Consider the following 26,101-nt stretch of genomic DNA (forward strand, 5'->3'; position numbering starts at 1 on the left):
GTGGGATTCGTGGGTGCTGGCGGCCTCGGGCGGGCACGGTTACCGTAGGAGCGTGGACAGCTCGCCCGTCGCCGCCTTCGCCGGTGCTCCGAACCCCGAGCCGGTGCGACCGGCCTGGCAGCGGTTCGCGCCGCCGCTGATCGCGGCCGGCCTCGGCGTCGGCACGCTGGCGCTGCTGCATTTCCGCGATCCGCACGTCGAGGGCTCCTACGGGCTGTGCCCGGTGTACGCGCTGTTCGGGGTGTACTGCCCCGGCTGCGGCGGCATGCGGGCCATGCACAACCTCACCGACGGCCGGATCCTGGACTCGCTGCACAGCAATGTGCTGGTGTTGCCGCTGGTCGTGGCGTTCGCGGTGTTCGTCGTCGACTGGGTGCTGCGGGCGCGGCGGGGCGAACGCTGGCGCCTGCCGGGGCTCAGTCCGGTGCTGGTGTGGTCGTTCTTCGGGTTGCTCGGGGTGTTCACGGTGTTGCGCAACACGCCGTGGGGAACGTGGCTCACCCCCGTCTGATACTGGTGCGCCCGCCGATCGGCGGGCAATCTGGAGGTATGCGCGATTCACTGAAGGATCGAGTCCGACAGAAGTTGATGCGTCGGCTCGCCGAGGACGGCCCCGACCCGGAACAGGACGACTCCCGCAGCATCTCGGTGGCCGACGACCTCGAGGCGCTCGAGATGGTGCCCTCCGACGACCCGCTCGTCGAGGAGCTCGCCCAGCGCTACCTGGTGTTCTGATGCCCCTGCCCGCCCAGCGGCGGTAGCTGCGGCAACTGCTTGGCCCCGAGCCAGATCGCGAACAACCCGCGCAGTGGCGCCACGCTGTAATGGCCTGCCAGATCGACGAATTCCTCGGTGGTCACCGAGGCATGGCGGTAGCGCGCGGTCCATTCGCGGATCAGCTGGAAGAACAGGTGATCGCGCAGCTCCAGGCGCAGGGCGTGCAGGGTGAGCGCGCCGCGCTTGTAGACGCGGTCGTCGAACATGTCCTTGGGGCCCGGATCGCCGACGATGATGTCCTGCGGCTGGCGGGCCAGGTTGGTGCGCGCGGCCCTGGCCAGCTGATCGGCGGTCGGGCCGCCCGCGGCCTCGGACCAGAGCCATTCGGCGTAGCAGGCGAAGCCCTCGTGCAGCCAGATGTCACGCCACTGCTTCAAGGTGAGGCTGTTGCCGAACCACTGGTGCGCCAGCTCGTGCGCGACCAGTCGTTCCGAACCGCGTTTGCCGTCGCAGTGATTGGCGCCGAACACCGAGATGCCCTGCGCCTCGATCGGGATGTCGAGGTCGTCGTCGGTGACGACCACGGTGTAGCTCTCGAACGGGTACGGGCCGAACCTGTCGGTGAACAGGGCCATCATCTCGGGCTGACGGGCGAAGTCGTGGTCGAAGTTCGCGCGCAGCCGCGGCGGGACGACGGCCTGCATCGGCACCGGTTCGCCGGGCGCGCCGATCCGGTGCTTGCGGTAGTTGCCGATCTGGATCGTCGCCAGGTAGCTCGCCATCGGTTCCGGCGCCTCGTAGACCCAGGTGGTCTGGCTGGCCTTGGCCTGCTTGCGGACCAGGGTGCCGTTGGCGACGGCGTAGAACGGGCTGTCGGTGGTGATCGAGATTCGGTAGGACGCTTTGGAACTCGGGTGGTCGTCGCACGGGAACCAGGAGGCGGCGCCGTTGGGCTGACTGGCCACCAGCGCGCCCTCGGTGAGTTCCTCCCAGCCCACCTCGCCCCACGGACCGCGCACCGGCTTGGGTGTGCCCGCGTAGTGGACGGTGATCTCGAGGACGCCGCCGGCCGGGATCTTCTGCGCCGGGGTGACGGCGAGTTTGCCCTGCTGATGGGCGAACTTCGCCGCCTTGGCCCCGTTGACGAACACCTTCGACACGGTCAGCGCCTGCGCCAGGTCGAGGGTGAACCAGGCCCGCACCGTGGTGGTGACCGCGATGATCACCGCGCGCCCGGCCAGCCGGTTGCTCGCGGGTTTGTAGGCCAGTTCCAGCTCGTACCTGGACACGCGGTAGCCGCGGTTGCCGTTCTGCGGCAGGTAGGAGTCGATCGGGTCCTCGTAGAACTTGCTCCGCATCAGGCGGCTCCGCGCTGCCTCGACTCCGAGGTCGAGGCGGTGCCGGTCCACGGTGAGATGGGGTTGCCCCACCAGCGGGTCGACGGCGGGACCACGTCACCGCGCATCACCAGCGACGCCGGGCCGATGGTGGCGCCCGCGCCGATGTGCGCGGCGGGCAGGGCGACACAGTGCGGTCCGAGGGTGGCGCCCGCGTCCAGCGTCACCGTGTCCATGGACATGATGCGGTCGTGGAACAGGTGGGTCTGCACCACGCAGCCGCGTTCCACGGTCGCGCCGTCACCGAGTGTCACCAGGTCAGCCTCCGGAAGCCAATAGGACTCGCACCATACCCCGCGGCCGATCTTGGCGCCGAGTCCGCGCAGCCACAGATTCATCACAGGTGTACCCGTGGCGGCGCGGGCGAACCAGGGTGCCGCGACGGTCTCGACGAAGGCGTCCGACACCTCGTTGCGCCACACGAACGAGCTCCACAGCGGATGCTCGACGGCGCGAATCCGCCCCACCAGCAACCACTTCGCGGCCACCGCGATCGCACCGGCCACCGCGCCCGCGGCCATCAGCACCACGCCCGAGAGCAGCGCGGCGACCAGGTAGTCCGAGTGCTGGGCGATGAGGGCCAGCGTGAACAGCACGCCGAGGCCGATCGCGAAGGTCACCATCACCGGGATCAGCCGGCAGGTCTCGACGAAGGCGCGGGCCAGCTTCAGCCGCAGCGGCGGGTCGAACGTGCGTGAGGTGTCGCTGGGTTCGGCCGCGCGCCGCAGCCGCACCGGCGGGCTGCCCAGCCAGGACGACCCCGCCTTGGCCTTGCTCGGCGCCGCCGACAGCACCGCGACCAGGCCGTTCTTGGGCACCCGTCGCCCGGGCGCGGTCATCCCGGAGTTGCCGAGGAAGGCGCGCTTGCCGACCTTGGCCTCGCCGATGCGCAGCCAGCCGCCGCCGAGTTCGTAGCTGGCGATCATGGTGTCGTCGGCCAGGAACGCGCCGTCGGCGACCACCGTGAACTTGGGCAGCAGCAGCACGGTCGACGCTTCGACGTTCTTGCCGACGCGGGCGCCGAGCAGGCGCAGCCACAGCGGGGTGAGCAGGCTGGCGTAGAGCGGGAACAGGAAGGTGCGCGCGGAGTCGAGCAGCCGCTCGGTGGCCCACACCTGCCAGCCGGTGCGGCTGCGCACCGGGTGGTAGCCCTCGCGCAGCCCGATGCCGAGCAGGCGCACGGCGATCACGGTGGCCGCGGCGTACACGGCCAGGCTGAGCAGCGTCGCGACCGGCAGGATGGCGAAACCACGCAGCGCGGCGGCCCCGATGGTGGTCTCCTCGCGGACCCACCAGGCGATGAAGGTGCCGCCGACGGCCAGCCCGAGGACCGGCATGGCGGCCAGCGCCATCGAGGACAGGCCGAACACCAGCAGCCAGTGACTGGCCCGTTCGGGCGCGTGGTCGGGCCAGCGGCGCTGGGCCTTGCCCGCCTTGGTCGCGGGCGATCCCGCCCATTCCTGCTCGGCCTTGACCTTGCCGGAGACCGCGGAACCGGGCGCGATCTCGGCCTTCTTGCCGATCTTGGTGCCGGGCAACAGGATCGAGCGGGCGCCGATCACGGCGTCGTCGCCGACGGTGATGCCGCCGATGTGCACCAGGTCGCCGTCGACCCAGTAGCCGGACAGATCCACCTCGGGTTCCACGCTCGCCCCGTCGCCGAGTTCGAGCATCCCGGTGACCGGCGGCAGGGTGTGCAGATCGACGCCCTTGCCGATCTTCGCGCCGAGGGCCCGCGCGAACGGCACCATCAGCGGTGCGCCCGACAGGCTTTCGGCGCCGCTGGCCTCCGACATCCGCACCGCGGCCCACAGCCGCAGGTGCACCAGGGAGCCGCGCGGGTAGGTGCCCGGTTTCAGTCCGGCCAGCAGGATGCGTGCGCAGGCCACGCACAGCGTCATCCGGCCGAGCGGCGAGATGAAGACGACGAAGGCCAGCGCGATCCACCACCAGGACAGTCGCGGCAGCCACGGCAGCGAGCCGGACCAGCCCGCGATCGCCGAGACCACGGCCAGCCAGGTGACCCACTGCAACCCGGTCAGGGTGGTCAGCGGGATGGTGGCCAGCACCTGGGTGAGCTGGGCGCGCAGCGGTGTCGGCGCCACCACCCGCGCGTCGACGGCCGCGACCGGCGCGCTGCCGTCGAGCAGCTGCACCAGCGAGCCGAGCCGCGGATGGTCGTAGAGGTCGGCGACGGTCACGTGCGGATACCGCTCGCGCAGCGCGCCCACCAGCTGTGCCGCCGCCAGCGAACCGCCACCGAGGTCGAAGAAGTCGGCGTCCAGATCGGTGGCTTCGGCGCCCAGGATCGCGTCCCAGAGCCCGGCCACCCAGGCCGCCGTACCGCCGAGACCGGATTCTGGCTGCTCCTCGGTACTCGGCAGGGGCCAGGGCAGGGCGTTGCGGTCGACCTTGCCGGAGGTGCGGGTCGGCAGGTCGGGCACGACCGCCAGCCGCGGGACCAGCGGAGCCGGAAGCTGTTCGGCCAGTAGCTTTCTGGCCTGCTTCAGGTCGATCTCGGAACCGGCCCCGGTGAGGTAACCGACCAGGATCTTGTTGCCCGCCTTGGTGGTCCGGATGGCGGCGGCCGCGCCGCTCACGCCGGGCAGATGCTGCAGGGCGTTGTCGATCTCGCCGAGCTCGATGCGCCTGCCGCCGATCTTGATCTGGTCGTCGGCGCGGCCGAGGAAGATCAGGCCCTGACGGTCGTTGCGCACCAGATCGCCACTGCGGTAGGCGCGTTCCCAGCCCAGCGAGGGCAGTGGCGCGTACTTCTCGGCGTCCTTGGCCGCGTCCAGATAGCGGGCCAGGCCGACGCCGCCGATGACGAGCTCGCCGGTCTCGCCCTCGGGCACCGGGTTGCCCTGCGCGTCGACGACGGTCAGGTCCCAGCCGTCCAGCGGCAGGCCGATCCGGATCGGCATCGACCCGTCGAGCAGCGCGGCGCAGGCGACGACGGTGGCCTCGGTGGGGCCGTAGGTGTTCCAGACCTCGCGATCGCCGCCGGCCAGGCGTTCGGCCAGCTCCGGCGGGACGGCCTCGCCGCCGAAGATCAGCAGCCGGACCGACTCCAGCGCTTCGGCGGGCCAGGTCGCGGCCAGCGTCGGCACGGTGGAGACGATGCTGATCTCCCGGCGCATCAGCCACGGGCCCAGGTCGGCGCCGGTGCGGACCAGGTCGCGCGGGGCGGGGACCAGGCAGGCGCCGTGCCGCCAGGCCAGCCACATCTCCTCGCAGGAGGCGTCGAAGGCCACCGACAGCCCGGCCAGCACCCGGTCGCCCGGGCCGATCGGGGCGCGCTGCAGGAACAGCCTGGCCTCGGCGTCGACGAAGGCGGCGGCATTGCGGTGGGTGACCGCGACGCCCTTCGGGGTGCCGGTGGAACCGGAGGTGAAGATGATCCAGGCGTCGTCGGCGGGGGTCGGCAGGGTGTTCCAGTCCGAGGCGGGCGCGCGGCCCGCCGCGGTCGTGGCCGACTCGATGCCCGCGGCGGTGGCCAGCGCGCTCACCCTGGCCTCGCCGAAGACCAGCCTGGCTCGTTCGTCCGGGTCGTCGGCGTCGACGGGGACGTAGGCGGCGCCGCAGTAGAGCACGGCCAGGATCGTCACGTACAGCGCGGCGCTGCCCGAGGGCATCCGCACGCCGACCCGGTCGCCGGGGCGCACGCCCGCCGCGGTCAGCTCGGTCATCCGGGTCTCGATCGCGGCGATCAGCTCCATGTAGCTGAGCACGACGGTGCCGTCGTCGATCGCGGGTGCGTCGGGGTGGGCCAGCGCGGTGCTGGTGAGGATGTCCACCAGGGTGCGCGGCGGCGCGGCCAGGTCGGCGCGCAGCAGCGGGTCGCGTAACCGGCCAGCCGGGTCCTCAGTGTGTGGCTCGAGCATGGCGCTCAGTCCACCTCTCATCGGTCGACCCCCATCGGTGTCTGTTGTTTCACGGTCGGGTTACCGGAGGGCAAACAGGATGGTCACCAGATGCCAACGGTACTCGGAGCGGGTGTGACCGGGCGGCAGCGCGACGCGCGCCGCCCGGGAAGATCACGCGGGCGGGTCCGGTGGCTCGCCCAGCGCGGTGAGTGCGAGCCGGTGCAGTGTGGCCTGCTCCTCGGTGTCGAGCCGGTCCAGCACCCGCGCGGTGGCGTCGGCGATGAGCTTGTCGGTGCGCTTGCACTGCTTGCGCCCGGCCTCGGTGATCCGCAGCCGGTACTTGCGCCGGTCCTTGCCGTCGCGGGTGCGTTCGACCAGGTCGGCGCGTTCGAGAGCGTCGATCAGGCGGACGACCTCGCTCCGGTCGATGCCGAGCGCCTCGCCGACCTTCTTCTGGGTCAGGTCGGCGTTCTCGGCGATGAAGGTGAGCACCCAGTGATCACGCAGCGGCACGTCGATCTCCGCGTGCAGTGCCTTGGTGAGCCGTCCGAGCGCGTACACCGGGTAGCGCGGCAGGCCGCGGACCGAGTTCGAGTTCGAGGACATGCGAGCCACCCTAACAAATAGTGGGGGAACTCAATCATTTGGGTGTTCCACCATGGGGTGTGTAGATGGTTGCGCGGTACCGCTACCTGCGGCAATTCACAGGCAATCGGGTGCTGGTGCGGGCGTGTCGCTTTCGCCCGGTACGCGGGTTCCGGTGCGGTGTCGGGCGGTGGCGCGCGACCCGACGTGTCGCGTGAATGGTTGACAGCGCGCCGGATGGTCTGTCACTCTCGAATCAGGTCACGAGTACCAGCGACAAGCCCCGGCTAGCTGGTCGGCAACCCTCCTCCGCGGTGGGGTGCTCCGGGTGACGACCAGGCCGCCGTCCGCAGTGGGCGCGGCAAGCGCGGACTCGCAGCACCCTTTTCGGGATCGAGTCCCTGAGCCGACGGGATTTCCTGATGACCGCAGTAATCGACCCCACCTGTGCCCTGGCCGCCGTCTCCGGCGCCGACCTGCGGGTTCCGCTCGTACAGGGCGGGACCGAGGGATACGCCAACTTCGACTACGCGGCGAGCGCGCCCGCGTTGCGTGAGGTCACCGACCGGATCGCGCTGTTGCTGCCGTACTACGCCAGCGTGCATCGCGGCGCGGGCTACGCCTCACGGATCTCCACCGAGTGCTACGAGGCTTCGCGTGGCGCGGTCGCCCGGTTCGTCGACGCCTGCGACGACCAGGTCGTCGTATTCACCCGCAACACAACGGATTCGCTGAACCTGCTGGCCGGCTGCGTGCCGGGGGAGACCGTGGTGCTCGACATCGAGCATCACGCCAACTTCCTGCCGTGGACCGCGCACGGGCGTCGCGTCGTCGCGGCGGCCGACACCGTCGAGGAGACGATCCGGCGGGTCGTGGCCGAACTGTGCAGCAAACCGGCCGCGCTGCTCGCGGTGACCGGCGCGTCGAACGTCACCGGGGAGGTGCTGCCGCTGGAGCGGCTGGCCACCATCGCGCACCTGTGCGGTGCGCGGATTCTGGTGGACGCGGCGCAGCTGGCACCGCATCGCCGGATCTCGTTGCGGGAGAGCGGTATCGACTACCTCGCGTTCTCCGGGCACAAGCTGTACGCGCCGTTCGGGGCCGGGGTGCTGGTCGGCAAGCGGGACTGGCTCGACGCGGGTGCGCCGTACCTGGCCGGTGGTGGCGCGGTGCGTGAGGTGGGGGTCGGCGCGGTGGAATGGGCCGCGGCGCCGCAGCGGCACGAGGCCGGGTCGCCGAATGTGCTCGGCGCGGCCGCCATCGCCGCCGCCTGTGACGCGCTGGCCGCGTTCGATCCCGACGAGCTCGTGGCGCACGAGCGGTTCCTGGCCGATCGGCTGCGCGACGGGCTGGCCGCGATTCCCGGTGTCGACCTGGTGCGGATCTGGTCCGACAGCCCCGACGCCGTCGGCATCGTCTGTTTCACCGTCGCCGGTCACGCCCCCGGCGAAGTCGCCGCCTACCTCTCGGCCGAGCACGCCATCGGCGTCCGCGACGGCCGCTTCTGCGCCCACCCCCTGCTGTCGCGCCTCGGCCTCGACGCGGCCCTGCGCGCCAGCATCGGCCTCGGCACCACCGCCGCCGACATCGACCGCCTGGTCGCCGCGATCACCACCCTCACCACCACCGGCCCCACCTGGACCTACGCGCAAACCAACGGCCTCTGGAACCCCACCCCCGAAACCCGCCCCCTCACCGCCGACCCCAACGGCGCCACCCCCTGCGTCATCGCCTGAATCGTCACGCCGGTCGGCGGGCTACTCGTCGTAGTGCCCGCCGACCGCGATGACAACGATCTCGGAATCGGTGACGTAGTAGATCATTCGATGCTCGCGGGTGACCCGGCGCGACCAGTGGCCGGCGAGATGGTGCTTCAACGGCTCAGGCTTACCGATCCCGGCGAATGGGTCGGCGAGCGCGGCGGCGATCACTTTGTTGGCCGCTTTTAGGACCGTGCGGTCGCGAACCAGCCACGATGTGTAGGTCTCCCACCCGTAGGCGCTGAAGGCCAGCTTGCGTTCAGGCATCGGGATCTATCAGCTCGTGTGCCTCGAATCGGCCCTCGCGGGCATCTCGGGCGGACTCGAGCAGTCGTACGCCGCCGTGGGTGGCGAGAACATACAGCGTCTCCTGAATGGAGTTCCAATCCGATTCGGCGACGAGCACGGCGTTCTCGCCCGACTTGGTGACAACGGTGACCGTGTCGTGGTCGTCGTTGACCTGCTGAACCAGCTTGAAGAGGTTCTGGCGGGCGGTGGAAATCGGTAGCGCAGTCATGCGAGCCTCACTGGTAGTCGTACGAAATATTGTACGACTTTCGTCGATCAGGTGTCGAGGGCGGTGGGGCGGTGGTATTTGCCGTTGTAGTAGAGGAGGGGGGCGGCGGTGGGGGATTCGTGGGTTTCGTCGTGGACTCGGGTGACCAGGCCTACGGCGAGGGTGTGGTCGCCGATGTCGATGAGCTGGTGCAGGGTGGCGCGCAGCCAGATGGGGGTGCCGTGCAGGACGGGTTCGCCGGTGTCGAGGGTGGTCCACAGGGAGCGGTCGGTGAAGCGGTCGGCGGCGGAGCGGGAGAAGCGGTGGGCCAGGTGGTGCTGGTGTTCGCCGAGGAAGTGGATGACGACCGACCCGGCGGCGCGCAGGGCCTCGATGCTCGACGAGGTGTGCGCGATGTTGAACGACACCAGCGGCGGTTCCAGCGACAGCGAGGCGAACGAGGTGGCGGTGAAACCCACCGGACCGTGCGCGGCGCCGATCGTCACCACGGTGACGCCCGCCGGATAGTGCCGCATCGAGGCGCGATACTGCTCGGCCGTGATCCCGCTCAGATCATCGGGGACCACCAGTTCGGCCGGAGTTTGGTGCGCGTCGCTCACCCGCCCCAACCTACGCCCGCGCGGGCGGGCCGCCCACTGCCCGGTCTGCCCGGTTGATCCGGATCACCTCACACGACTTCGATCGGCAGACCCGCGGTGATCCGCACCAGTTCGCGGAAGTTGGTGCGGAACACCGTGTTCGGATGACCGCCCGCGGCCCAGATTTCGGTGTGCTCGGCGAGTGCCGTGTCGACCCAGGTGGGCAGATTGGTGGGGTGACCCACCGGCGCGGTGCCGTCGATCGGCTGACCGGTGATCCGCTCGACGAGCGCGACGGAGGCCGGGGTGAGCGTGCCCTCCAGCCGTTTGCCGGTGCGTTTCAGGTCCACCTCGTGATGGCAGGCGACGAGCAGCAGCACGGGGTCGTCGTCGAGCAGGAACACCTGTGAGGTGGTGATCGCCGTGGGATGGGCGCCCAGCGCGCGGGCGGCATCGGCCGCGGTGGCGGTGGGCGTCTCGGGAGAGACGATGACGCCGTGATGCCCGCGGGCGATGAGCGTATCGGCGACGCGGCATGCGACCGCCGGAAGAGACGACCTGCGCATGAAATCCAGGGTAGGTCGATTGCGGGAAATATGCCGGGGGAGTGGATTTTTGGCGCCTGCCCCAGGGGCTGCGCGCGCGGCTGGCCCCGCGCCAATAGACTCGTCGCATGACTGATTGGCAGGCCTTCACCGTCGAGATCGCCGACCACGTTGCCCAGGTCACGCTGACCGGGCCGGGTAAGGGCAACGCGATGGGACCCGACTTCTGGCGTGAGCTTCCGGAGATCTTCCGCGAACTCGACGCCGACCCCCAGGTGCGGGCCGTCGTGCTCACCGGCGCCGGCAAGCACTTCTCCTTCGGGCTCGACCTGGCGGCGATGGGCGGCATGCTCGCGCCGGTGCTGGCCGACGACGCCAAGGCGGCGCCGCGCACCGAATTCCTCAAGGTCGTGCGGAGCATGCAGGACTCGGTGACCTCGGTGGCCGAGTGCACCAAGCCGGTGATCGCGGCGGTCTCGGGCTGGTGCATCGGCGGTGGCCTCGACCTCATCGCGGCCGCCGACATCCGCCTGGCCAGCGAGGACGCCAAGTTCAGCCTGCGCGAGGCCAAGGTCGCGATCGTGGCCGACATCGGCTCGCTGCAGCGGCTGCCCGGCATCATCGGCGAGGGCAACCTGCGCGAGCTGGCGTTCACCGCCAAGGACATCGACGCGGCCAGGGCCGAGCGGATGGGCCTGGTGAACGAGGTCTTCGCCGACCAGGAGGCCGTGGTCGCGGCCGCGCACGCGATGGCGCGCGAGATCGCCGACAACCCGCCGCTGGTGGTGCAGGGCATCAAGGACGTGCTCGAGCAGCGGACCAGCCCGGCGGTAGCCGAGGGCCTGCGCTACGTGTCGACCTGGAACGCGGCGTTCCTGCCGTCGAAGGACCTCACCGAGGCGATCACGGCGGTGTTCCAGAAGCGCGCCCCGGAGTTCAAGGGCGAGTAAAGGCGGTTCAAACGGTTGCCCCGGCGACCGTTCTGTCTACATACTTGCATCACACAACTAATTGATTGATGCAAGTAAGGGTGAACTCTGTGAGTGAGAACGAGCCCGCGATCGACGCGATCGCGGTCCAGCTCGTCCGGCTGCACCGGCTGCGCGACCGCACGCTGGCCCAGATCAAGGACCGTTCCGGCATCGACCCGGCCGGGTTCGTGGTGCTGTTCCGGCTGGTCTGCGACGGGCCGATGCGCTCGGGCGCGCTGGCCGAGGCGGTGCACTCGGACGCGTCGACGGTGAGCAGGCAGGTCGCGCAACTGGTGGAACGCGGGCTCGTACGGCGGACCGCCGACCCCGACGACGGGCGCGCCACCGTCCTGGAGGCGACCGAGCACGGCCGCGAGACCGCCGAGCGGATCCGCACCCGCCGCCGTGAGTCGGTGGCCATCGTCACCGAGGACTGGTCGGACGAGGACCGCGCGAGTTTCGCCGCGCTGCTGACGCGCTTCGTCGACGACTACGACGCGGCGCGCCCGACCCTGCTCACCCGCTCGACCGCGCTGAGCACGACCGCGATGGAGAACGATTCGTGACGACGACCGCGGACCCGGTGGAATCACCCGCCGGCTTCACCCACCGCCAGATCCTGACCATCCTGTCCGGCCTCATGCTCGGCATGCTGCTGGCCTCGCTCGACCAGACGATCGTGTCGACCTCGATCCGCACCATCGCCGACGACCTGCACGGCTACTCACTGCAAGCATGGGCGACCACCGCCTACCTGATCACCGCCACGATCAGCACCCCGCTCTACGGCAAGCTCTCGGACATGTTCGGCCGCAAGCCGTTCTTCCTCACCGCGATCGGGCTGTTCATCATCGGCTCGCTGCTGTGTACGTTCGCCACCTCGATGTATCAGCTGGCGGCGTTCCGCGCGTTCCAGGGGCTGGGCGCCGGTGGTCTGATGTCGCTGGCGCTGGCCATCATGGGCGACATCATCAGCCCCCGCGAACGGGCCCGCTACCAGGGCTACTTCCTCGCGGTGTTCGGCATCTCGAGCGTGCTCGGGCCGGTACTCGGCGGCCTGCTCGCCGGTCAGGACACCATTCTCGGCATCACCGGCTGGCGCTGGGTGTTCCTGGTGAACGTGCCGCTGGGCCTGCTGGCGCTGGCCGTGGTGACCCGGGTGCTGCAGCTGCCGCGCAAGCCGCACGCCACCCACAAGATCGACTTCGGTGGCGCGCTGGTGCTGGCGATCGGACTGGTCCCGCTGCTGATCGTGGCCGAACAGGGTCGCGAGTGGGGGTGGGGGAGTACGGCTTCGGTGGTCTGCTATCTGATCGGCGCGGTCGGCATCGCGGGGTTCGTCGCGGTCGAGAAGTACATGCGCGACGCGGCGCTGATCCCGCTGCGCATCTTCGCCGACACCACCTTCGCGCTGGGCGTGGTGATCTCGTTCGTGGTCGGCGCCGCCATGTTCGGCGGCATGCTGCTGCTGCCGCAGTACCTGCAGGTGGTGCGGGGCGCCGGGCCGACCGAGGCGGGTCTGCAGATGCTGCCGATGGTGCTCGGGCTGATGATCGGCTCGATCGTCTCGGGCAGGCTGATCTCGAAAACCGGCCGCTACCGGGCGTTCCCGGTGATCGGCGCGACGATGCTGACGATCGGGCTGTTCCTGCTGCACCTGCTCGACGCCGACAGCCCGCTGTGGCTGGCGATGATCTTCATGGCCTTCACCGGTTTCGGCCTCGGCAATCTGCTGCAGCCGATGACGCTGGCCCTGCAGAACGCGCTGCCGCCCGCGGACATGGGCGTGTCGACCGCGTCGGCGACCTTCTTCCGGCAGATCGGCGGCACCCTCGGCGCCGCGGTGTTCCTGTCGATCCTGTTCTCCCTGCTCACCCCGAACATCACCGAGCAGATGCAGCAGGCGGCCACCGATCCGGCCTATCAGCAGGCCGTGATCGCCGGTGCGCAGAGCGACAACCCCGCCGACGCGGCGCTGGCCAAGGGCCTGCTCGCGCACGACACCTCGGCGGCGGGCGCGGTGCTCGAGGACAGCTCGATCGTCCAGCAGCTCGATCCCGAACTGGCCAAGCCGTTCCAGGTGGGCTTCGCCGACTCGATGTCGACGGTGTTCCTGGTCGCCACCGCGGTCGCGGTGCTCGCGCTGCTGCTGGTGCTGTTCTGGAAGGAGGTGCCGCTGCGGATGCAGGGCGGCATCCAGGCCTCGGGCGACACCAAGGCCGCCGACGGCGCGGGCGCGCTGGTCGACACGGCCGCGCAGTCGAGCGCCACCGACCTCGACGGCAGCGACGACGAGGCGGGTGGCCGGGTCCGCGCCGGAGCGCCCCCGGCATGATCGAAGGATGAATCGAACCGGCGGCGGCGGAGCGGGACGGCGGATACGCCGGCTGCCCGCCGCTGTCGGCTATCTGCTGGTCGGTGCGCTGACCGGGCTGGCCGCCCTGTTCGCGGTGTTCGCGCTGGCGGTTGTCGCCGCCGCGAGCCTGATCGGGATCGGGATCCCCGCGCTGCCGGAAGCGGTCAAACTGATTCGCCCGCTGCTCACCCTGGAACGGCGCAGGGCGGGCGAACGCCTCGGCACGCCGATCACCCCGGCCTACCGTCCGCTGACCGGTGACCTGCGCGATCAGCTCGCGACCCTGGCCGCCGATCCCGCCAACCGCCGCGATCTGGCCTGGCTGGTGCTGCACGCCGTGCTCGGGCTGCCACTGGCCGCGCTGGCGGTGGCGCTGCCGCTGAGCGCGGTCCAGCATCTGGTGCTGCCCGTGCTGTGGTGGGCGGGGTCCGACGCGTTGCAGGGGAGCAACGGCCTGGTGGTGCGGTCCTGGCCGACGGCGGCGGTGAGCGTGCTGATCGGTCTCGTCTACGGCGCGCTGGCCCTGCGCGCGCCCGAGGCGGCCACCGCCCAGGCGAAGGTGGCCCGGCACCTGCTCGCGCCGGACGAGCACGCCCTGCTGGCCGACCGGGTCGCCGAGCTCACCGCGACCAGGGCCGCCGCGCTCGACGCGCACGGCGCCGAACTGCGCCGCATCGAACGCGACCTGCACGACGGCGCCCAGGCCAGGATCGCCGCGGTGATCATGCAGCTCGGCCTGTCCGAGCAACTGCGCGAGCGCGATCCCGAGGCCGCGGCCGCGCTGGTGCGCACCGCCCAGGACACGGCGTCCGCGGCACTGGCCGAACTGCGCGACGTGGTGCGCAGCGTGTATCCACCGGTGCTCTCGGATCGGGGCCTGGCCAGCGCCGTCTCCGCGCTCGCCGCACGCAGCCCGATCCCGTGCGTGGTGGAGCGTGACGGCCTCACCCGCAGGCCGATGGCGGTGGAGGCGGCCGCCTACTTCGTCATCTCCGAGGCGGTCACGAACGCCACCAAACACTCCGGCGCCGAGCATCTTTCGGTCGCGCTGGGCGGTCCGCCGGAACTGCTGACGGTCGAGATCCGCGACGACGGCGTCGGCGGCGCGAGCGTCACCGAGGGCGGCGGGCTCGCGGGTATCCGCCGCCGAGCCGAGGCGCTCGACGGCGCGATGACGCTGAGCAGTCCCGCCGGTGGGCCTACGCTGGTGCGCGTGGAGTTGCCGTGCGGGTCGTGATCGCCGAGGACGACGCCCTCCTGCGGGAGGGGCTGGTCCTGCTGCTGAAGACCGCGGGCATCGAGGTGAGCGCCGCCGTCGACAATGCCGACGACTTCCTCGCCGTCGTCACCGCCGACCGCCCGGACGCGGTGGTGGTGGACGTGCGGCTGCCGCCGACCTTCACCGACGACGGGCTGCGCGCCGCGGTCCACGCCAGGACCGTGCACCCCGGCCTGCCGGTGCTGGTGCTCTCGGCCTACGTGGAGGACAGTTACGCCGCCGAACTGCTCGGCGACGGCGCGGGCGGGGTCGGCTATCTGCTCAAGGAACGGGTCGGCAAGGTCGACCGGTTCCTGGAATCGCTGCATCGGGTGGCGGCGGGCGGCACCGCGATGGATCCCGAAGTGATCTCCCAGCTGCTGGTGCGCCGTCGCGTCGACGACCCGCTGGCCACCCTCACCGCCCGTGAACGCGAGGTGCTCGCGCTGATGGCGGAGGGTCAGGACAACTCCGCCATCGCCGCCGGACTCGTCGTCACCGAAGGCGCTGTGCTCAAACACATTCGCAGCATCTTCGCCAAGCTCGGCCTGGTCGCCGACGAGTCCGGCCACCGCCGGGTGCGCGCGGTGCTGGCCTATCTCAACGCGCGCCCCGGCCGGCCGTGATCCTCACCGCGTCGCGCCGGACGCGGGCCCGGCCTCGTCGCGGCAGGTCAGGTCGGTGGCGGGCAGGGTCCCGTCGAGCAGATAGGTGTTGACGGCGGTGCTGACGCAGCTGTTCGGATAGTTGCCGTAGATCCAGTGGATCGGCACGTCCGGCAGCGTCACCATCCGCGATTCGCGCAGCGCCCGGTGCATGCCGAGCGCGCCGGGATAGGTGGTGCGCGTATCGCCGGTGGACTGCACGATCAGGCTCGGCACCGCATTGTCGACCACCGTCTTCGGCTCGGCGGGCAGGGCCCAGAACGCGCACGGGGTGATGTTGTTCGTGAACGCGCCGAACAGCGGCTGATCGGCGCGGCTCGCCTCGATATTGCGCCGGTACCAGGCCGGATCTGACGGCGACGCCGCGTCGCCGCACAGCACGGCGGTGGCGGTGGACAGGTCGCGCGGCTCGGCTCTCAGCATGAAGGCCAGGGTGGCGGCCAGTTCCGGGTCCGGCGTCACCGTCGCGCCATCGGCGGCGTCGGCGAGCTGACGGAGCTGCCCGGCCAGCGCGGGATATTTGCGCGGGTCGTCCAGTCCGGCGAACAGGATATTGGGCAGATCGTGCTGGTCGACGGTGAAATCGCCGATCCGGATCGGCTGGTCCTTCGCCCGGCGCACCATGGTCTGGACGAACTCGCGGACCGCGGAACGGTCGGCGCCGAAACGGTATTCGCCGGCGTGGGCGGCCGCCCAGTCCGCCCACAGATCGAAGGCGGCCTCGTTGGCCGGGCCCATGTCGCGCAGCATCTCGGTGGCGCCGTAGCGCGCCGGGTCGACCGCGCTGTCCAGGACGAAGCGGTCGGCGTGATCGCCGAAGAGCTGGGTGTACACCGCGCCCAGGTAGGTGCCATAGGACGTGCCGAAATAGCTGATCCGGTCCTCGCCGAGGACCGACCGGATCAGGTCCATGTCGCGGGCGGTGTTGCGGGTGGTGATGTGGCGCAGGCGGGCGCCCTCCGTCGCCGCGCACTGCGCGGCCAGCTCGCCCTGGCGGACGGTGCTCGCGGCGAAATCGGCGTCGCCGAATCCGGCGGACTCGATCCAGAACCCTTCCCGCCAGCGGCAATTCACCGGTGTGGAGCGGCCGATGCCGCGCGGGTCCAAGCCGATCAGGTCGTAGCCGGCGGCGACCTCAGGGGTCATCGCGTTGCGGATGTCGACCACGAAGTCCAGGCCGGGGCCGCCGGGACCGCCCGGGTTCGACAGCAGCACGCCGCGGCGCCGGGCCGGATCGGTGGCGGGCAGGCGGGAGATGGCGACGGTCATTGTCTCCCCGTCCGGGGCCGAATAGTCCACCGGGACGGTGACATCGGCGCATTGCGCGCCCACCGGATCCAGGCGCGGATCGTCGCAGGTCTGCCAGGTGAGCTCCTGGTCCCGGAAGGTGTCGAGACCGTCCGCCGACGCGGGGACCGCCGCCAACAATCCCGCGACCACGGCGGCGCCGAGCACGCCGCCGAGCAGCGCGCGCTTCACGACGCGCACACGATCGTGTCGAAGGCCTGGTCGACCAGCTCGGATTGCGCCGCGCTGTCGGGTAGCTCGTTCACCGTGAGGACGACCGCGCGACCGTCGGGGGTGACGCCGGTGTGGGTGCCGAAGCCGGGGATGCTGCCGCCGTGCCCGGTGACCCGCACGCCGCAGGAGGCGGTGCGCTCGATCAGGCCCAGTCCGTAACCGGCCGTGGGCATGCGGTCGAAGGAGACCGTGCGGCGCATCTCGTCGAGCTGCGCGGCGGGCAGGAGTTCGCCGGACAGCAGGGCGATGAAGAAGCGGTTGAGGTCGGCGCCGGTGGCGATCATGGCGCCCGCGGTGTCGGCCCAGGACGGGTCGAGGTCGGTGAAGTCCAGTCGGGTACCACCGGTTTCGTGGTAGCCGTGCGGATGGGGTGCGCGCAGGCCGGTCTCGCCGGGGGCGGGGAAGTAGGTGTCGCGCAGGCCCAGCGGTTCGAGGATCCTGGTGCCGATCTCGGTGACGGCGGGACGGCCGGTGACCTGTTCGATGAGCATGCCCAGCAGGATGTAGTTGGTGTTGGTGTACACCGCTCGCGCGCCCGGTTCGAACTGCGGCGGCATCGACATCGCGATGGCGACGAGCTCGGCGGGGGTGTAGCGCTGTCTGCGGACGGTGTCGGTGTCGGGTTGCAGCTGCGGGGACCCGGTGTCGGTGCGCAGGCTCGGGTCGCCGCCCGCGAGGTAGTCGGTCAGGCCGCTGGTGTGCTGGAGCAACTGGCGCACGGTGATCCGGGAGCCGTCGTTGCCGTTGCCGCGTACGACGCCGGGGAGGTAGCGCTCGACGGGCGCGTCCAGCTCGACCTTGCCCTCGGCGACCAGTTGCAGGATCACGGTGGCGACGAAAGTCTTGGTATTGCTGCCGATCCGCACGAACGCGCCGTCGGGGATCGGGGTACCGGCGGCCACATCGCCGACGCCCGCGGTGACGGTCTGCTCGCCCGCCGGGGTGGTGATCACCGCCTGCGCACCGGGGAAGCCCGCCTGCACGAGGGTGTCGAGGGCTCGGCGCACCTCGGGCGAAGGCGTCGTCGCGGCCGCGGTCTCACCGCCGCACGCGGACACGGCGAGCACCGCGACGGCACCGGCGCCGGCGGCGAGGATCCGTGCTGTCCTACTCCGGAAAATGGTCATGAGCTGGGCTTTCCTCCTGCTGGAACGGTGTGCTTGGCCTCTGTTCCGAGCGTAGGAATCCGCGCCGCTCCCGCCCATGCCGCGCGCGCCCGAATCCGTGGTCGCGCGGACCGGAGGGGTGGAGGTGGTGCAGGCACTACCAACCCAGGGGTGGGGCAGGTGAAGTGACCATGGTGGGGCCGGAAGTCCCCCTAGGGGTGGCTGTTTCGGCGCGTTGTCGCCCATAACGTTCTCGATGTCGAAAACGAACGCAGAGGAGCGAACGACATGCGCATCAAATCCACCATCGCCGCAGGGCTGCTGGCCGTCGCGACCGTCGCCGGGGTGTCGACGGTCGCCGCGGGCAATGCCGCCGCGGGCCCGGCGGGGACCTACTACGGCACCTACGCCACGCTCACCGCGTGTCGCGCCGACGGCGAGTCGTCCTACACCGGCGGCTACTACTGGGAGTGCACCGAGAACTGGGACGGCTGGGATCTCTACATCTGGTACTGATCCACGGCACCGCGAAGGGGCATCCGGTGAGGCCGGGTGCCCCTTCGCGCTGTCCGGCGACCGGCGGTTGGCTAGATTGTCGGTCTGAGTTTTCCCGTGAGAGAGATTGGCCCGCGCATGCTGACGTTCGCCGTGCTCGGGGAGATCCGTGCCTGGCGCGCCGGGACCGAGCTCGATCTCGGCTCGCGACAGCAGCGCGCACTGCTGGCGGCCCTGCTGCTGCGACCCGGCCGCGCGGCCACCGTCGACGAGCTCATCGACGACGTCTGGGGCGAGAACCCCACCGCCAGCGCCGTCGGCGCCCTGCGCAACCACATCCTGCACCTGCGCCGGGTGCTCGAACCCGGCCGTGCCGCGGGCGCGCCGCCGCGGGTGCTGGTCGCGCTCGGCGGCGGGTACGCGCTGCGGCTGCCGCCGGGCTGCGTGGACATCGAGCAGGTCGACGCCCTGCTGCGCGACCCGGAAGCCGACCAGGACACGGTCGTCGACGCGGCCCTGCGCTGCTGGACCGGCACGCCGCTGGCCGGACTGCCCGGCCCCTTCGCCGAACGGCAGCGCGCCCACCTCGCCGATCGGCGGATCGTGCTGCTGGAACAGCGCGCCGACCTCGACCTGCGGCACGGCCGCTACGCCGAGGCGGTCGCCGCCCTCACCCCGCTGTGCGCCGAACATCCGCTGCGGGAGCGGCCCCGCGGACTGCTCATGACCGCGCTCTATCACGCGGGCCGCCAGGCCGAGGCGCTGCGCGTGTACGCCGACACCCGGCGCGAACTGGTCGACCAGCTCGGCATCGAACCCGGCCCCGACCTCACCGAACTGCACCGGCGCATCCTGGCGGGCGACCTCGGCGCAGCGCACGAGCCCGCGGCCCGGCCGGTGGTGCCGCAGCGCGTCGCCCAGCTGCCCGCCGATGTCGTGGACTTCACCGGCCGCGCCGAGGTGGCCGACCTGCTCGCCGCCCGCCTCACGGCCGCCGGGACCGGGGTGCCGGTGTGCGCGATCGGCGGGATGGGCGGCATCGGCAAGAGCGCGCTGGCGGTGCATGTCGCGCACCGGGTGCGCGCGCACTTTCCCGACGGGCAGCTGCACGTGGACCTGCACGGCTTCGCCGCGGACCGCGCGAACGGCGCGGCGAACGCGGCCGACACCCTCGGCGACTTCCTGCGCGTCCTCGGCGTGCCGGAAGGCGAACTCGCCGCGGGCGCCGCGGAACGGGCCGCCCAGTTCCGCAGTCTGCTCGACGGCAAGCGGGTGCTGGTCGTGCTGGACAACGCCCGCTCGGCCGAGCAGATCGCGCCGCTCATCCCCGGCACGCCCGGCTCCGCGGTCCTGGTGACCAGCCGTTCGGCGCTGCCGGAACTGCCGGGCACCACCGCGGTGCGGCTGGACGTGCTCACCGCGGCCGAGGCGCACAGCCTGCTGGCGGGGATCGTGGGCGCGGACCGGATCGCGGCCGAACCCGACGCCGTCGCCGCCGTGCTCGGCGCCTGCGGTGGGCTGCCGCTCGCGGTGCGTATCGTCGGCGCCCGCCTGGCCGCCCGGCCGGCCTGGACCGTAGGCCTCCTGGCCGACCGGCTGCGCGACACCGCCCAGCGGCTCAGCGTGCTGCGCACCGGGGAACTGGCGGTGGAACTGGCCTTCCGGATCAGCTACGACCAGCTCGATACCGGCCATGCCAGGGCGTTCCGGATGCTGGCCGCGCCCGAGGTCGGCGAACTCTGCGCCGAGGGCGCCGCCGCGATCCTGGAGCTCGATCTCCGGCAGGCCGAGCAGGTGTGCGAGGACCTGGTCGACCTGCATCTGCTGGAGACCACCGCGCCCGGCCGCTACACCTATCACGACCTGCTGCGCCTGTTCGCCAGGGAACTGCCCGACGCCGCCGATCCACCGGTGACCGCGCTGCGCAGACTGCTGGACTTCTATCTGGCTACCGTGAAACACGCTGTCGCCGTGTGTAATCCGGGAACCCGGCTGCCCGAGCACCTGCTCGCGACGGTGGCAGGCGGCATGCGGTTCGCCGACGAGCACGCGGCGCAGGCCTGGCTCGCCGGACAGCGGCACAGCCTGGTTTCGCTGTATCGCCAGTGCGCGCAGGTGGGCGGGCCGGTGCTGGCCCCCGCCGCCGATATCGCCTGGGCCACCGCCGAACTCATCGACGGCGGCGCCCACTGTCACGAGGTCGCGCGGGCGCTCGAGGAACTGCTCGACGCCGCCGTGCGGACGGGCGATCGCTCGGTGGAATGCCGGGTGCGGGTGGCCCTGGGCGCGCTGTTCGCCTATTCGCTCGGCGCGCTGCGGCAGGGCCGCGACCACCAGCGCATCGCGCTGTCGCTGGATCGCGGCACCCTCAGCGACGCCAGGCTCACCGCCTTCGCCGCGCAGCTGCTGTCCTCGTCCACCCGGCGCGGCACGGAAACCGCCGCGCCCCTGGCACATTCGGCGCGGGCGATCCGGCTGGCGCGCCAGGTCGGCGACCGCGCCGTCGAATGCGCCTGCCTGGTGCACGAGGTGAAGACCCTGTCCGACGCGGGCGACTTCCCGGCCGCGCGCGAACGCGCGCTCACCGCCAGGGCGCTGGCCGCCGAGCTGGGCAACCGCTCGCTCGAGGTGATGGCGACCCACGAACTCGGCGTCACCCTGGTGTATCAGGGCGAGACGGCGGACGGGGTGCGCCTGTGCGAGGAGGCGGTGGCGCTGGGTCGCGCGGGCGGGATCGAGCTGCGGCTGGGCTGGGCGCTGTCGCGGCTGGCACACGTGCTGCTGATGGCGGGCCGCGCGACCGAGGCCGAACCCGTGGCCGACGAGGCGATCTGCGTGCTGACCCGCGCGATCGGCCCGCTCACCCGGGCCAGGGTGCTGGTGCTGCGCGGCCTGATCAAGCAGGCCGTCGGCAAGCGGGACGAGGCCGAGGAATCGTTCGTCGCGGCGGCGGAGACGTTCGCGACGATGCAGGACCCGCACCTCGCCCACGAGCGGCTCGACGCCGAACTCGAGGCGCCGATCCTGGCGGTGCTGCACGAGCACCTCGCCGCGGTGCGGGCCGGGCGCGGCGTCATGGCCGCGTCATAGCGGCATCATCGCCGCCCACGAAGCGCCTTGCGGCGCTGGCGAACACAACTGTTCACACGGTAGATTGCGGTGTGTACGCCGGAGTTCGCCGAGGTGAACCGCGTCGTCGCCGGGGGGTCGGCGGCCCGGTCCGGGTAACGAGAACGGGAAGCCCGGATCGCTCCGGACTTCCCGTTTTTCGTCGGCCTCGGCTCAGTGGCCGGATTCCTTCAGGCGGGTGAAGGACTCGTCGATGACCTTCTCGGCCTCGGCGCGGTCCAGCCACTCCGAACCCTGGACGAACTTGCCCGGCTCCAGGTCCTTGTAGCGCTCGAAGAAGTGCTTGATCGCCGACAGCTCGAACTCCGAGACGTCGCTCAGTTCCTGGACGTGGTCCCAGCGCGGGTCGCCCGCGGGCACGCACAGCACCTTGTCGTCGCCGCCGGCCTCGTCGGTCATGCGGTACACGCCGATCGGACGCGCCTCCACGATGACACCGGGGAACACCGACTCCGGCAGCAGCACCAGCGCGTCCAGCGGGTCGCCGTCCTCGCCGAGGGTGTTCTCGATGAAGCCGTAGTCGGCCGGGTAGCCCATGGAGGTGTACAGGTACCGGTCGAGCTTGACCCGGCCGCTCTCGTGATCGACCTCGTACTTGTTCCGAGAACCCTTGGGGATCTCGATGGTGACGTCGAACTCCACGCCATCTCCTTGCTCGTTCGAGTGCTTCTCTGCCGAATCGCCAGATCGTTCTGGGGAACCGTTGCGCAACGAGGATAGTGTGGTGTGCTGGTACACCGGTGCGGCAGGCGGCCCAGGCGCGCAGTCGAGGCGTGTCGGACGGCGTTGAGGGAGAAACGACGGTCGTGATCGGTCGAAGCGACAACAACAATCCGGACTCGCAGCCGCCGCGCTCGCGCAGGTCAGGCTGGATCTGGCTGTCCGCGGTGGTGGTGGCGCTGCTGGTGATCGCGGGCGGATTCGCCGCGATCGCGCAGCCGTGGTCCCCGGAGTTCCGGCACGGCGGGCTCACCGTCGCGCCGCCGCCGTCGACCGATCGGGCGGTCGCTGAGGTCACCCCGGCCAGGTCGGACGCGCCGGCCCCGACCGCCGCGGGCATCGCGGCCGCGCTCGCGCCGGTGGTCGGCAGTCCGGATCTGGGTGCCTTCGCCGGCCAGGTGACCGACCCGACCAGCGGCACGGTGCTGTGGAGCCAGGACCCCGCCAAGGCCATGATCCCGTCCTCCACCGCCAAGGTGATGCTGGTCGCGGCCGCGCTGCTGACCCTGCCCGACGATCAGCGGATCGCGACCAAGGTCGTCGCGGGCGCGCCCGGGGAACTGGTGCTCGTCGCGGGCGGCGACCCCACGCTCACCACCAAGGCCGACGGCGGCTACTACACCGACGGACCACGCATCGCCGACCTGGCAGCCCAGATCAAGGCCAAGGGCACCAAGGCGAGCGCGATCGTGGTGGACAACGCGGCCTTCGTCGGGCCCACCATGGCGCCGGGCTGGGACCCGGTCGACATCCCCGAGGGCTCGATCAGCCCGATCGAGCCGGTGATGCTGGACGGCGGCCGATTCGATCCGTCGGCCGACTACTCACCCCGCACCGCCACGCCCGCGCTCGACGCCGGCCGCGCTCTGGCCGCCGAACTCGGCATCGACCCCGCCGCGGTGCGGGTGGGTCCGGCCGAGCGCAACGGCGCCGAACTCGCCAGGGTGGAATCCGCGCCGCTGCGAGTCCGCCTGCACGACATGATGATCCACTCCGACAATGTGCTGGCCGAGACGATCGGCCGGGAACTGGCCCTGGCGACCGGGCTGCCGCCCTCCTTCGCCGGTGCCGTCGCCGCCACCACGGCCGCGCTGACCAGTGCCGGATTCGACGTCGCCGGACTGCATCTGGCCGACAACAGCGGCCTCTCGGTCGACGACCGGGTGCCGCCGCGGCTGCTCGACTCGATCATCGCGACCGCGGCCGAGCCCACCGGCGCCGCCTCCGTCGTGCCCGCGGGCACCCGGGCCAGGCCCGAAACCGACCCGCGCGCAGCGGCTCTGGCGCCGCTGCTGGACGACCTGCCGGTGGCCGGTGGCACCGGGACGCTCGCGCCGCGCTTCGTCACCCAGAACCGGGCGGGCGCGGGCTGGGTGCGGGCCAAGACCGGAACTCTCAGCGTGGCCAGCGCGTTGGTCGGGTATGTGCTCGACCGCGACGGGCGGGTATTGACCTTCGCCCTCATGTCCAACGACCGATTGCCGGAGGTCAGCAGGCCCGCGCTCGACGCGGTCGCGGGCACGCTGCGCAACTGCGGATGCTCCTGAGAGCGGGTGGCGATGACCGAGGACAAGAACGGGCGGACCAACTCCGGATTCGGCGGCGCCGTCGACTGGCGGCTGGCCGCGCGGACCGGCGCGGTGCTCGCGCCCGCGGGGCCTCGCACCTCCCGGCAGGTCGCCGAACAGGTCGTCGCCGAGCTCGCCACCGCCTCGGTGCGGGCCGAAGGGCCGGTGCGTGAGGTCAGCGGACTGCTCGACGACCGGCCGGTGCCCGCGGCCCGGATCGTCGACCGGCCGGGCTGGATCGCCGCGGCCGCCGACTCGATGGCCGTGCTCACCGGCACCGAGGCGCCGAGCACCACCGGCAAGCTCGTCGGCAAGCCGGCCGGGTTGCAGGCGGGCACCATGCTGGCGTTCCTGTCGACCGCCATCCTCGGCCAGTACGACCCGTTCACCGGCGACGACGGCACCCTGCTGCTGGTGGCGCCCAACATCCTCGGCGTGGAGCGCGCGCTCGGCGTCGACGCCACCGACTTCCGGCTGTGGGTGTGCCTGCACGAGGTGACCCACCGGGTGCAGTTCTCCTCGGCGCCGTGGCTGGCCGGCTACATGCGCACCAATGTCGACATCCTCAGCGAGGTCGGCGAGGAACCGATGAGCGAGATGCTCGGCAGGCTGCTCACCGAGGTGAAGTCCCGGCGCAACGGCGACGCCGCCGACGACCCCAACAGCCGCGGCGTCGTCGGCCTGCTGCGCGCCGCCCAGGCCCCGCCGCAGCGCGAGGCGCTCGACCGCCTGCTCATGCTCGGCACCCTGCTGGAGGGCCACGCCGACCACGTCATGGACGCCGTCGGCCCCGCCGTGGTGCCGACGGTGGCCGATATCCGCGCCGCGTTCGACCAGCGCAGGAAGAAGCCGACCAACCCGGTGCAGCGGCTGCTGCGGGCGCTGCTCGGGGTGGACGCCAAGGTGGCCCAGTACGTGCGCGGGAAGAAGTTCGTCGACGCGGTGGTCGAGCGGGTGGGGGTGACCGAGTTCAACACCGTGTGGACGAACGCGGACACGCTGCCGCGCCTCGACGAGGTGGACGAGCCCGAGCGCTGGATCCGGCGCGTCCTGTTCTGAGCGGCCAGGCGGCTGCTCTGCCGGGCAGCGAGTCGCTACCAGCGCGCGGCCGGGCCTCGTTGTAGCGCGGAGACGGCGGCGGATTCGCGCTGCCGGTCGCGGGCGGAGGCAGCACGACGCGGAGCCCGTTCTGCGCACCAGGGGCGCAGACGCGCTGGGTAGCCTGCTGGCATGAGGATCGTGCTCGGCGGATCACGCCGACGCTGCCCGGCATGGCGCGCATGACTTCGACGCCGCGTTTGCCCGAGACCGCGGCCGTGCTGGCGGTGCGTCGGGGCGTGCGGGAATGGTTCGCGGCGCGGGGCGGACCGAGTCCGGTGTGCGTCGGGTTGTCCGGCGGCGCGGATTCGCTGGCGCTGACGGCTGCCGCCGTGGTCGAGGCGGAGACCGTGCACGCGGTCGTGGTGGATCACCGGTTGCAGGACGGGTCGGCGGAGGTGGCCGCGCGGGCGGCCGCGCAGGCGCTGGCGCTCGGGTGCGTGAAAGCCGTGGTCCTGCCGGTCGACGTGGGGCGCGACGGGGGAGTGGAAGCGGCGGCCCGGCGGGCGAGGTACGCGGCCCTGGACTCGGCCCGCGGCGACAAGCCGGTCCTGCTCGGGCACACCCTCGACGACCAGGCCGAGACGGTGCTGCTCGGCCTCGGGCGCGGCTCGGGCGGTCACTCGCTGCGCGGCATGGCGACCTGGAACGCGCCGTGGGGACGGCCGCTGCTCGGCGTGCGGCGGGCCCAGACCGAGCGGATGTGCGCTGACCTCGGCCTCGAACCGTGGGCCGACCCGCACAATCTCGACCCCGCCTACACCCGCGTGCGGCTGCGCACCGAGGTGCTGCCGCTGCTCGAGGACGTGCTCGGCGGCGGCGTGGCCAAGGCCCTGGCTCGCACGGCCGACCAGCTGCGCGCCGACGGCGAGGTGCTCGACGTGCTCACCGCCGACCTGCTGCGCGCGGCGACCGCACACTCGGCCGCCGCCCGCCCGGGTGGCGCCGGCGACAGTCATCGCCCGGCGCTGTCCATCGAGATCCTGGCCACTGCCGCGCCCGCGCTGCGACGGCGCGTCATCCGGGCCTGGCTCGCCGAGCAGGGCGTCGGGGGCTTGCTGAACGCCCATTTACAAGCGATCGACGAGCTCGTGCACAACTGGCGCGGGCAGGGCGGCGTCGCGGTGGCCGGCGGCGGACGGGACCACAGGTTGGTCGTGGCGCGCGAGCATGGCACGCTGACGGTACGCGCGCAGCCGCGAAACGATGCCACATAATGGATCGGTCGAGCCGGGATCGACACCCACTG

The 26,101-nt window shown here is 71.6% G+C and carries 23 protein-coding genes and 1 riboswitch; of the genes, 13 read left to right on the forward strand and 10 right to left on the reverse strand.

Going from position 1 to position 26,101, the window contains the following annotated elements; all coding sequences use genetic code 11:
- Positions 1-52: 52 nt before the first annotated feature.
- Positions 53-511 carry a DUF2752 domain-containing protein gene (locus EL493_RS05505; RefSeq protein WP_019044603.1) on the forward strand — a complete coding sequence of 153 codons (459 nt, stop codon included), beginning with the start codon at positions 53-55 and terminating at the stop codon, positions 509-511.
- A gap of 38 nt (positions 512-549) precedes the next feature.
- Positions 550-735, forward strand: a complete 186-nt coding sequence (locus EL493_RS05510; protein ID WP_019044604.1) for a hypothetical protein — start codon at positions 550-552, stop codon at positions 733-735.
- On the opposite strand, the gene EL493_RS05515 is transcribed toward EL493_RS05510, so the two are convergent.
- The 3 genes from EL493_RS05515 to EL493_RS05525 all read right to left on the reverse strand — a co-directional run bounded on the left by EL493_RS05515 (position 720) and on the right by EL493_RS05525 (position 6,586).
- A complete protein-coding gene (locus tag EL493_RS05515) occupies positions 720-2,075 on the reverse strand; it encodes a M1 family metallopeptidase (protein ID WP_022566463.1) in 1,356 nt (451 codons plus the stop codon). The two genes, EL493_RS05510 and EL493_RS05515, sit on opposite strands and share 16 nt — an antisense overlap.
- Positions 2,075-5,998 carry a Pls/PosA family non-ribosomal peptide synthetase gene (locus tag EL493_RS05520; protein ID WP_019044606.1) on the reverse strand — a complete coding sequence of 1,308 codons (3,924 nt, stop codon included), beginning with the start codon at positions 5,996-5,998 and terminating at the stop codon, positions 2,075-2,077. The genes EL493_RS05515 and EL493_RS05520 overlap by 1 nt, the downstream gene beginning before the upstream one ends.
- Before the next feature lie 153 nt (positions 5,999-6,151).
- Entirely contained in the window at positions 6,152-6,586 is a 435-nt protein-coding gene (locus EL493_RS05525; RefSeq protein WP_019044607.1) for a MarR family winged helix-turn-helix transcriptional regulator, read from the reverse strand.
- Between the two features lie 238 nt (positions 6,587-6,824).
- A riboswitch (SAM riboswitch) is annotated at positions 6,825-6,939 on the forward strand.
- 48 nt (positions 6,940-6,987) lie between these two features.
- Between EL493_RS05525 and EL493_RS05530 the strand changes: the two genes are divergently transcribed.
- A complete protein-coding gene (locus EL493_RS05530; RefSeq protein WP_019044608.1) occupies positions 6,988-8,301 on the forward strand; it encodes an aminotransferase class V-fold PLP-dependent enzyme in 1,314 nt (437 codons plus the stop codon).
- A gap of 21 nt (positions 8,302-8,322) precedes the next feature.
- On the opposite strand, the gene EL493_RS05535 is transcribed toward EL493_RS05530, so the two are convergent.
- From EL493_RS05535 to EL493_RS05550, 4 genes are all read right to left on the reverse strand, one after another.
- Positions 8,323-8,592, reverse strand: a complete 270-nt coding sequence (locus EL493_RS05535; RefSeq protein ID WP_019044609.1) for a Txe/YoeB family addiction module toxin — start codon at positions 8,590-8,592, stop codon at positions 8,323-8,325.
- Entirely contained in the window at positions 8,585-8,842 is a 258-nt protein-coding gene (locus tag EL493_RS05540; RefSeq protein WP_019044610.1) for a type II toxin-antitoxin system Phd/YefM family antitoxin, read from the reverse strand. Before EL493_RS05540 ends, EL493_RS05535 begins: the two co-directional genes overlap by 8 nt.
- 47 nt (positions 8,843-8,889) lie before the next feature.
- Positions 8,890-9,357, reverse strand: coding sequence for a flavin reductase family protein (locus tag EL493_RS05545; RefSeq protein ID WP_081723129.1), 468 nt, complete (start codon positions 9,355-9,357; stop codon positions 8,890-8,892).
- Positions 9,358-9,509: 152 nt separating this feature from the next.
- The gene (locus EL493_RS05550; RefSeq protein WP_019044612.1) at positions 9,510-9,986 is read right to left on the reverse strand and encodes a YbaK/EbsC family protein; all 477 of its coding nucleotides are present in this window, start codon (positions 9,984-9,986) and stop codon (positions 9,510-9,512) included.
- Positions 9,987-10,093: 107 nt separating this feature from the next.
- On the opposite strand from EL493_RS05550, the gene EL493_RS05555 reads away from it, so the two are divergent.
- The 5 genes from EL493_RS05555 (at position 10,094) to EL493_RS05575 (ending at position 15,176) form a co-directional block, all read left to right on the forward strand.
- The gene (locus EL493_RS05555) at positions 10,094-10,915 is read left to right on the forward strand and encodes a crotonase/enoyl-CoA hydratase family protein (RefSeq protein ID WP_019044613.1); all 822 of its coding nucleotides are present in this window, start codon (positions 10,094-10,096) and stop codon (positions 10,913-10,915) included.
- A gap of 89 nt (positions 10,916-11,004) precedes the next feature.
- Complete coding sequence (locus EL493_RS05560; RefSeq protein ID WP_019044614.1) at positions 11,005-11,502, forward strand: MarR family winged helix-turn-helix transcriptional regulator; 498 nt, start codon at positions 11,005-11,007, stop codon at positions 11,500-11,502.
- Entirely contained in the window at positions 11,499-13,271 is a 1,773-nt protein-coding gene (locus EL493_RS05565) for an MDR family MFS transporter (RefSeq protein WP_019044615.1), read from the forward strand. Before EL493_RS05560 ends, EL493_RS05565 begins: the two co-directional genes overlap by 4 nt.
- 7 nt (positions 13,272-13,278) lie before the next feature.
- Positions 13,279-14,529 (forward strand): sensor histidine kinase, encoded by a 1,251-nt coding sequence (locus EL493_RS05570; protein WP_019044616.1) that lies wholly within the window; start codon positions 13,279-13,281, stop codon positions 14,527-14,529.
- Positions 14,517-15,176 carry a response regulator transcription factor gene (locus tag EL493_RS05575; protein ID WP_019044617.1) on the forward strand — a complete coding sequence of 220 codons (660 nt, stop codon included), beginning with the start codon at positions 14,517-14,519 and terminating at the stop codon, positions 15,174-15,176. The genes EL493_RS05570 and EL493_RS05575 overlap by 13 nt, the downstream gene beginning before the upstream one ends.
- Before the next feature lie 3 nt (positions 15,177-15,179).
- Here EL493_RS05575 and EL493_RS05580 read toward each other — a convergent pair whose 3' ends face one another.
- Positions 15,180-16,703: an alpha/beta hydrolase gene (locus EL493_RS05580; protein ID WP_019044618.1), complete on the reverse strand. Its 1,524-nt coding sequence runs from the start codon at positions 16,701-16,703 to the stop codon at positions 15,180-15,182.
- Positions 16,691-17,863: a serine hydrolase domain-containing protein gene (locus tag EL493_RS05585; protein ID WP_019044619.1), complete on the reverse strand. Its 1,173-nt coding sequence runs from the start codon at positions 17,861-17,863 to the stop codon at positions 16,691-16,693. Before EL493_RS05585 ends, EL493_RS05580 begins: the two co-directional genes overlap by 13 nt.
- A gap of 267 nt (positions 17,864-18,130) precedes the next feature.
- On the opposite strand from EL493_RS05585, the gene EL493_RS05590 reads away from it, so the two are divergent.
- Positions 18,131-18,358 (forward strand): hypothetical protein, encoded by a 228-nt coding sequence (locus tag EL493_RS05590; RefSeq protein WP_019044620.1) that lies wholly within the window; start codon positions 18,131-18,133, stop codon positions 18,356-18,358.
- 96 nt (positions 18,359-18,454) lie between these two features.
- Positions 18,455-21,427 (forward strand): AfsR/SARP family transcriptional regulator, encoded by a 2,973-nt coding sequence (locus EL493_RS05595; protein WP_198041189.1) that lies wholly within the window; start codon positions 18,455-18,457, stop codon positions 21,425-21,427.
- Positions 21,428-21,619: 192 nt separating this feature from the next.
- Here the strand turns inward: EL493_RS05595 and EL493_RS05600 are convergent, their stop codons facing one another.
- Complete coding sequence (locus tag EL493_RS05600) at positions 21,620-22,108, reverse strand: inorganic diphosphatase (protein ID WP_019044622.1); 489 nt, start codon at positions 22,106-22,108, stop codon at positions 21,620-21,622.
- Positions 22,109-22,272: 164 nt separating this feature from the next.
- Here EL493_RS05600 and EL493_RS05605 point away from each other — a divergent pair, with 164 nt between their 5' ends.
- From EL493_RS05605 to tilS, 3 genes are all read left to right on the forward strand, one after another.
- Positions 22,273-23,733, forward strand: coding sequence for a D-alanyl-D-alanine carboxypeptidase/D-alanyl-D-alanine-endopeptidase (locus tag EL493_RS05605; protein WP_019044623.1), 1,461 nt, complete (start codon positions 22,273-22,275; stop codon positions 23,731-23,733).
- 12 nt (positions 23,734-23,745) lie between these two features.
- A complete protein-coding gene (locus EL493_RS05610) occupies positions 23,746-24,813 on the forward strand; it encodes a zinc-dependent metalloprotease (protein ID WP_019044624.1) in 1,068 nt (355 codons plus the stop codon).
- Positions 24,814-25,025: 212 nt separating this feature from the next.
- Positions 25,026-26,069 carry a tRNA lysidine(34) synthetase TilS gene (tilS, locus tag EL493_RS05615; protein ID WP_022566461.1) on the forward strand — a complete coding sequence of 348 codons (1,044 nt, stop codon included), beginning with the start codon at positions 25,026-25,028 and terminating at the stop codon, positions 26,067-26,069.
- Positions 26,070-26,101 lie beyond the last annotated feature (32 nt).

This window comes from Nocardia asteroides (assembly GCF_900637185.1).
Classification (GTDB): Bacteria; Actinomycetota; Actinomycetes; order Mycobacteriales; family Mycobacteriaceae; genus Nocardia; species Nocardia asteroides.

Bases quoted from the DNA above. Each gene is read 5' to 3' on its own strand.
- EL493_RS05520 (WP_019044606.1), bottom strand. From the start codon at position 5,998: ATGCTCGAGCCACACACTGAGGACCCGGCTGGCCGGTTACGCGACCCG.
- EL493_RS05510 (WP_019044604.1), top strand. From the start codon at position 550: ATGCGCGATTCACTGAAGGATCGAGTCCGACAGAAGTTGATGCGTCGG.
- EL493_RS05590 (WP_019044620.1), top strand. From the start codon at position 18,131: ATGCGCATCAAATCCACCATCGCCGCAGGGCTGCTGGCCGTCGCGACC.
- EL493_RS05545 (WP_081723129.1), bottom strand. From the start codon at position 9,357: ATGCGGCACTATCCGGCGGGCGTCACCGTGGTGACGATCGGCGCCGCG.
- EL493_RS05550 (WP_019044612.1), bottom strand. From the start codon at position 9,986: ATGCGCAGGTCGTCTCTTCCGGCGGTCGCATGCCGCGTCGCCGATACG.
- EL493_RS05530 (WP_019044608.1), top strand. From the start codon at position 6,988: ATGACCGCAGTAATCGACCCCACCTGTGCCCTGGCCGCCGTCTCCGGC.
- EL493_RS05540 (WP_019044610.1), bottom strand. From the start codon at position 8,842: ATGACTGCGCTACCGATTTCCACCGCCCGCCAGAACCTCTTCAAGCTG.
- EL493_RS05585 (WP_019044619.1), bottom strand. From the start codon at position 17,863: ATGACCATTTTCCGGAGTAGGACAGCACGGATCCTCGCCGCCGGCGCC.
- EL493_RS05515 (WP_022566463.1), bottom strand. From the start codon at position 2,075: ATGCGGAGCAAGTTCTACGAGGACCCGATCGACTCCTACCTGCCGCAG.
- EL493_RS05610 (WP_019044624.1), top strand. From the start codon at position 23,746: ATGACCGAGGACAAGAACGGGCGGACCAACTCCGGATTCGGCGGCGCC.
- EL493_RS05525 (WP_019044607.1), bottom strand. From the start codon at position 6,586: ATGTCCTCGAACTCGAACTCGGTCCGCGGCCTGCCGCGCTACCCGGTG.
- EL493_RS05570 (WP_019044616.1), top strand. From the start codon at position 13,279: ATGAATCGAACCGGCGGCGGCGGAGCGGGACGGCGGATACGCCGGCTG.
- EL493_RS05555 (WP_019044613.1), top strand. From the start codon at position 10,094: ATGACTGATTGGCAGGCCTTCACCGTCGAGATCGCCGACCACGTTGCC.
- EL493_RS05535 (WP_019044609.1), bottom strand. From the start codon at position 8,592: ATGCCTGAACGCAAGCTGGCCTTCAGCGCCTACGGGTGGGAGACCTAC.
- tilS (WP_022566461.1), top strand. From the start codon at position 25,026: ATGGCGCGCATGACTTCGACGCCGCGTTTGCCCGAGACCGCGGCCGTG.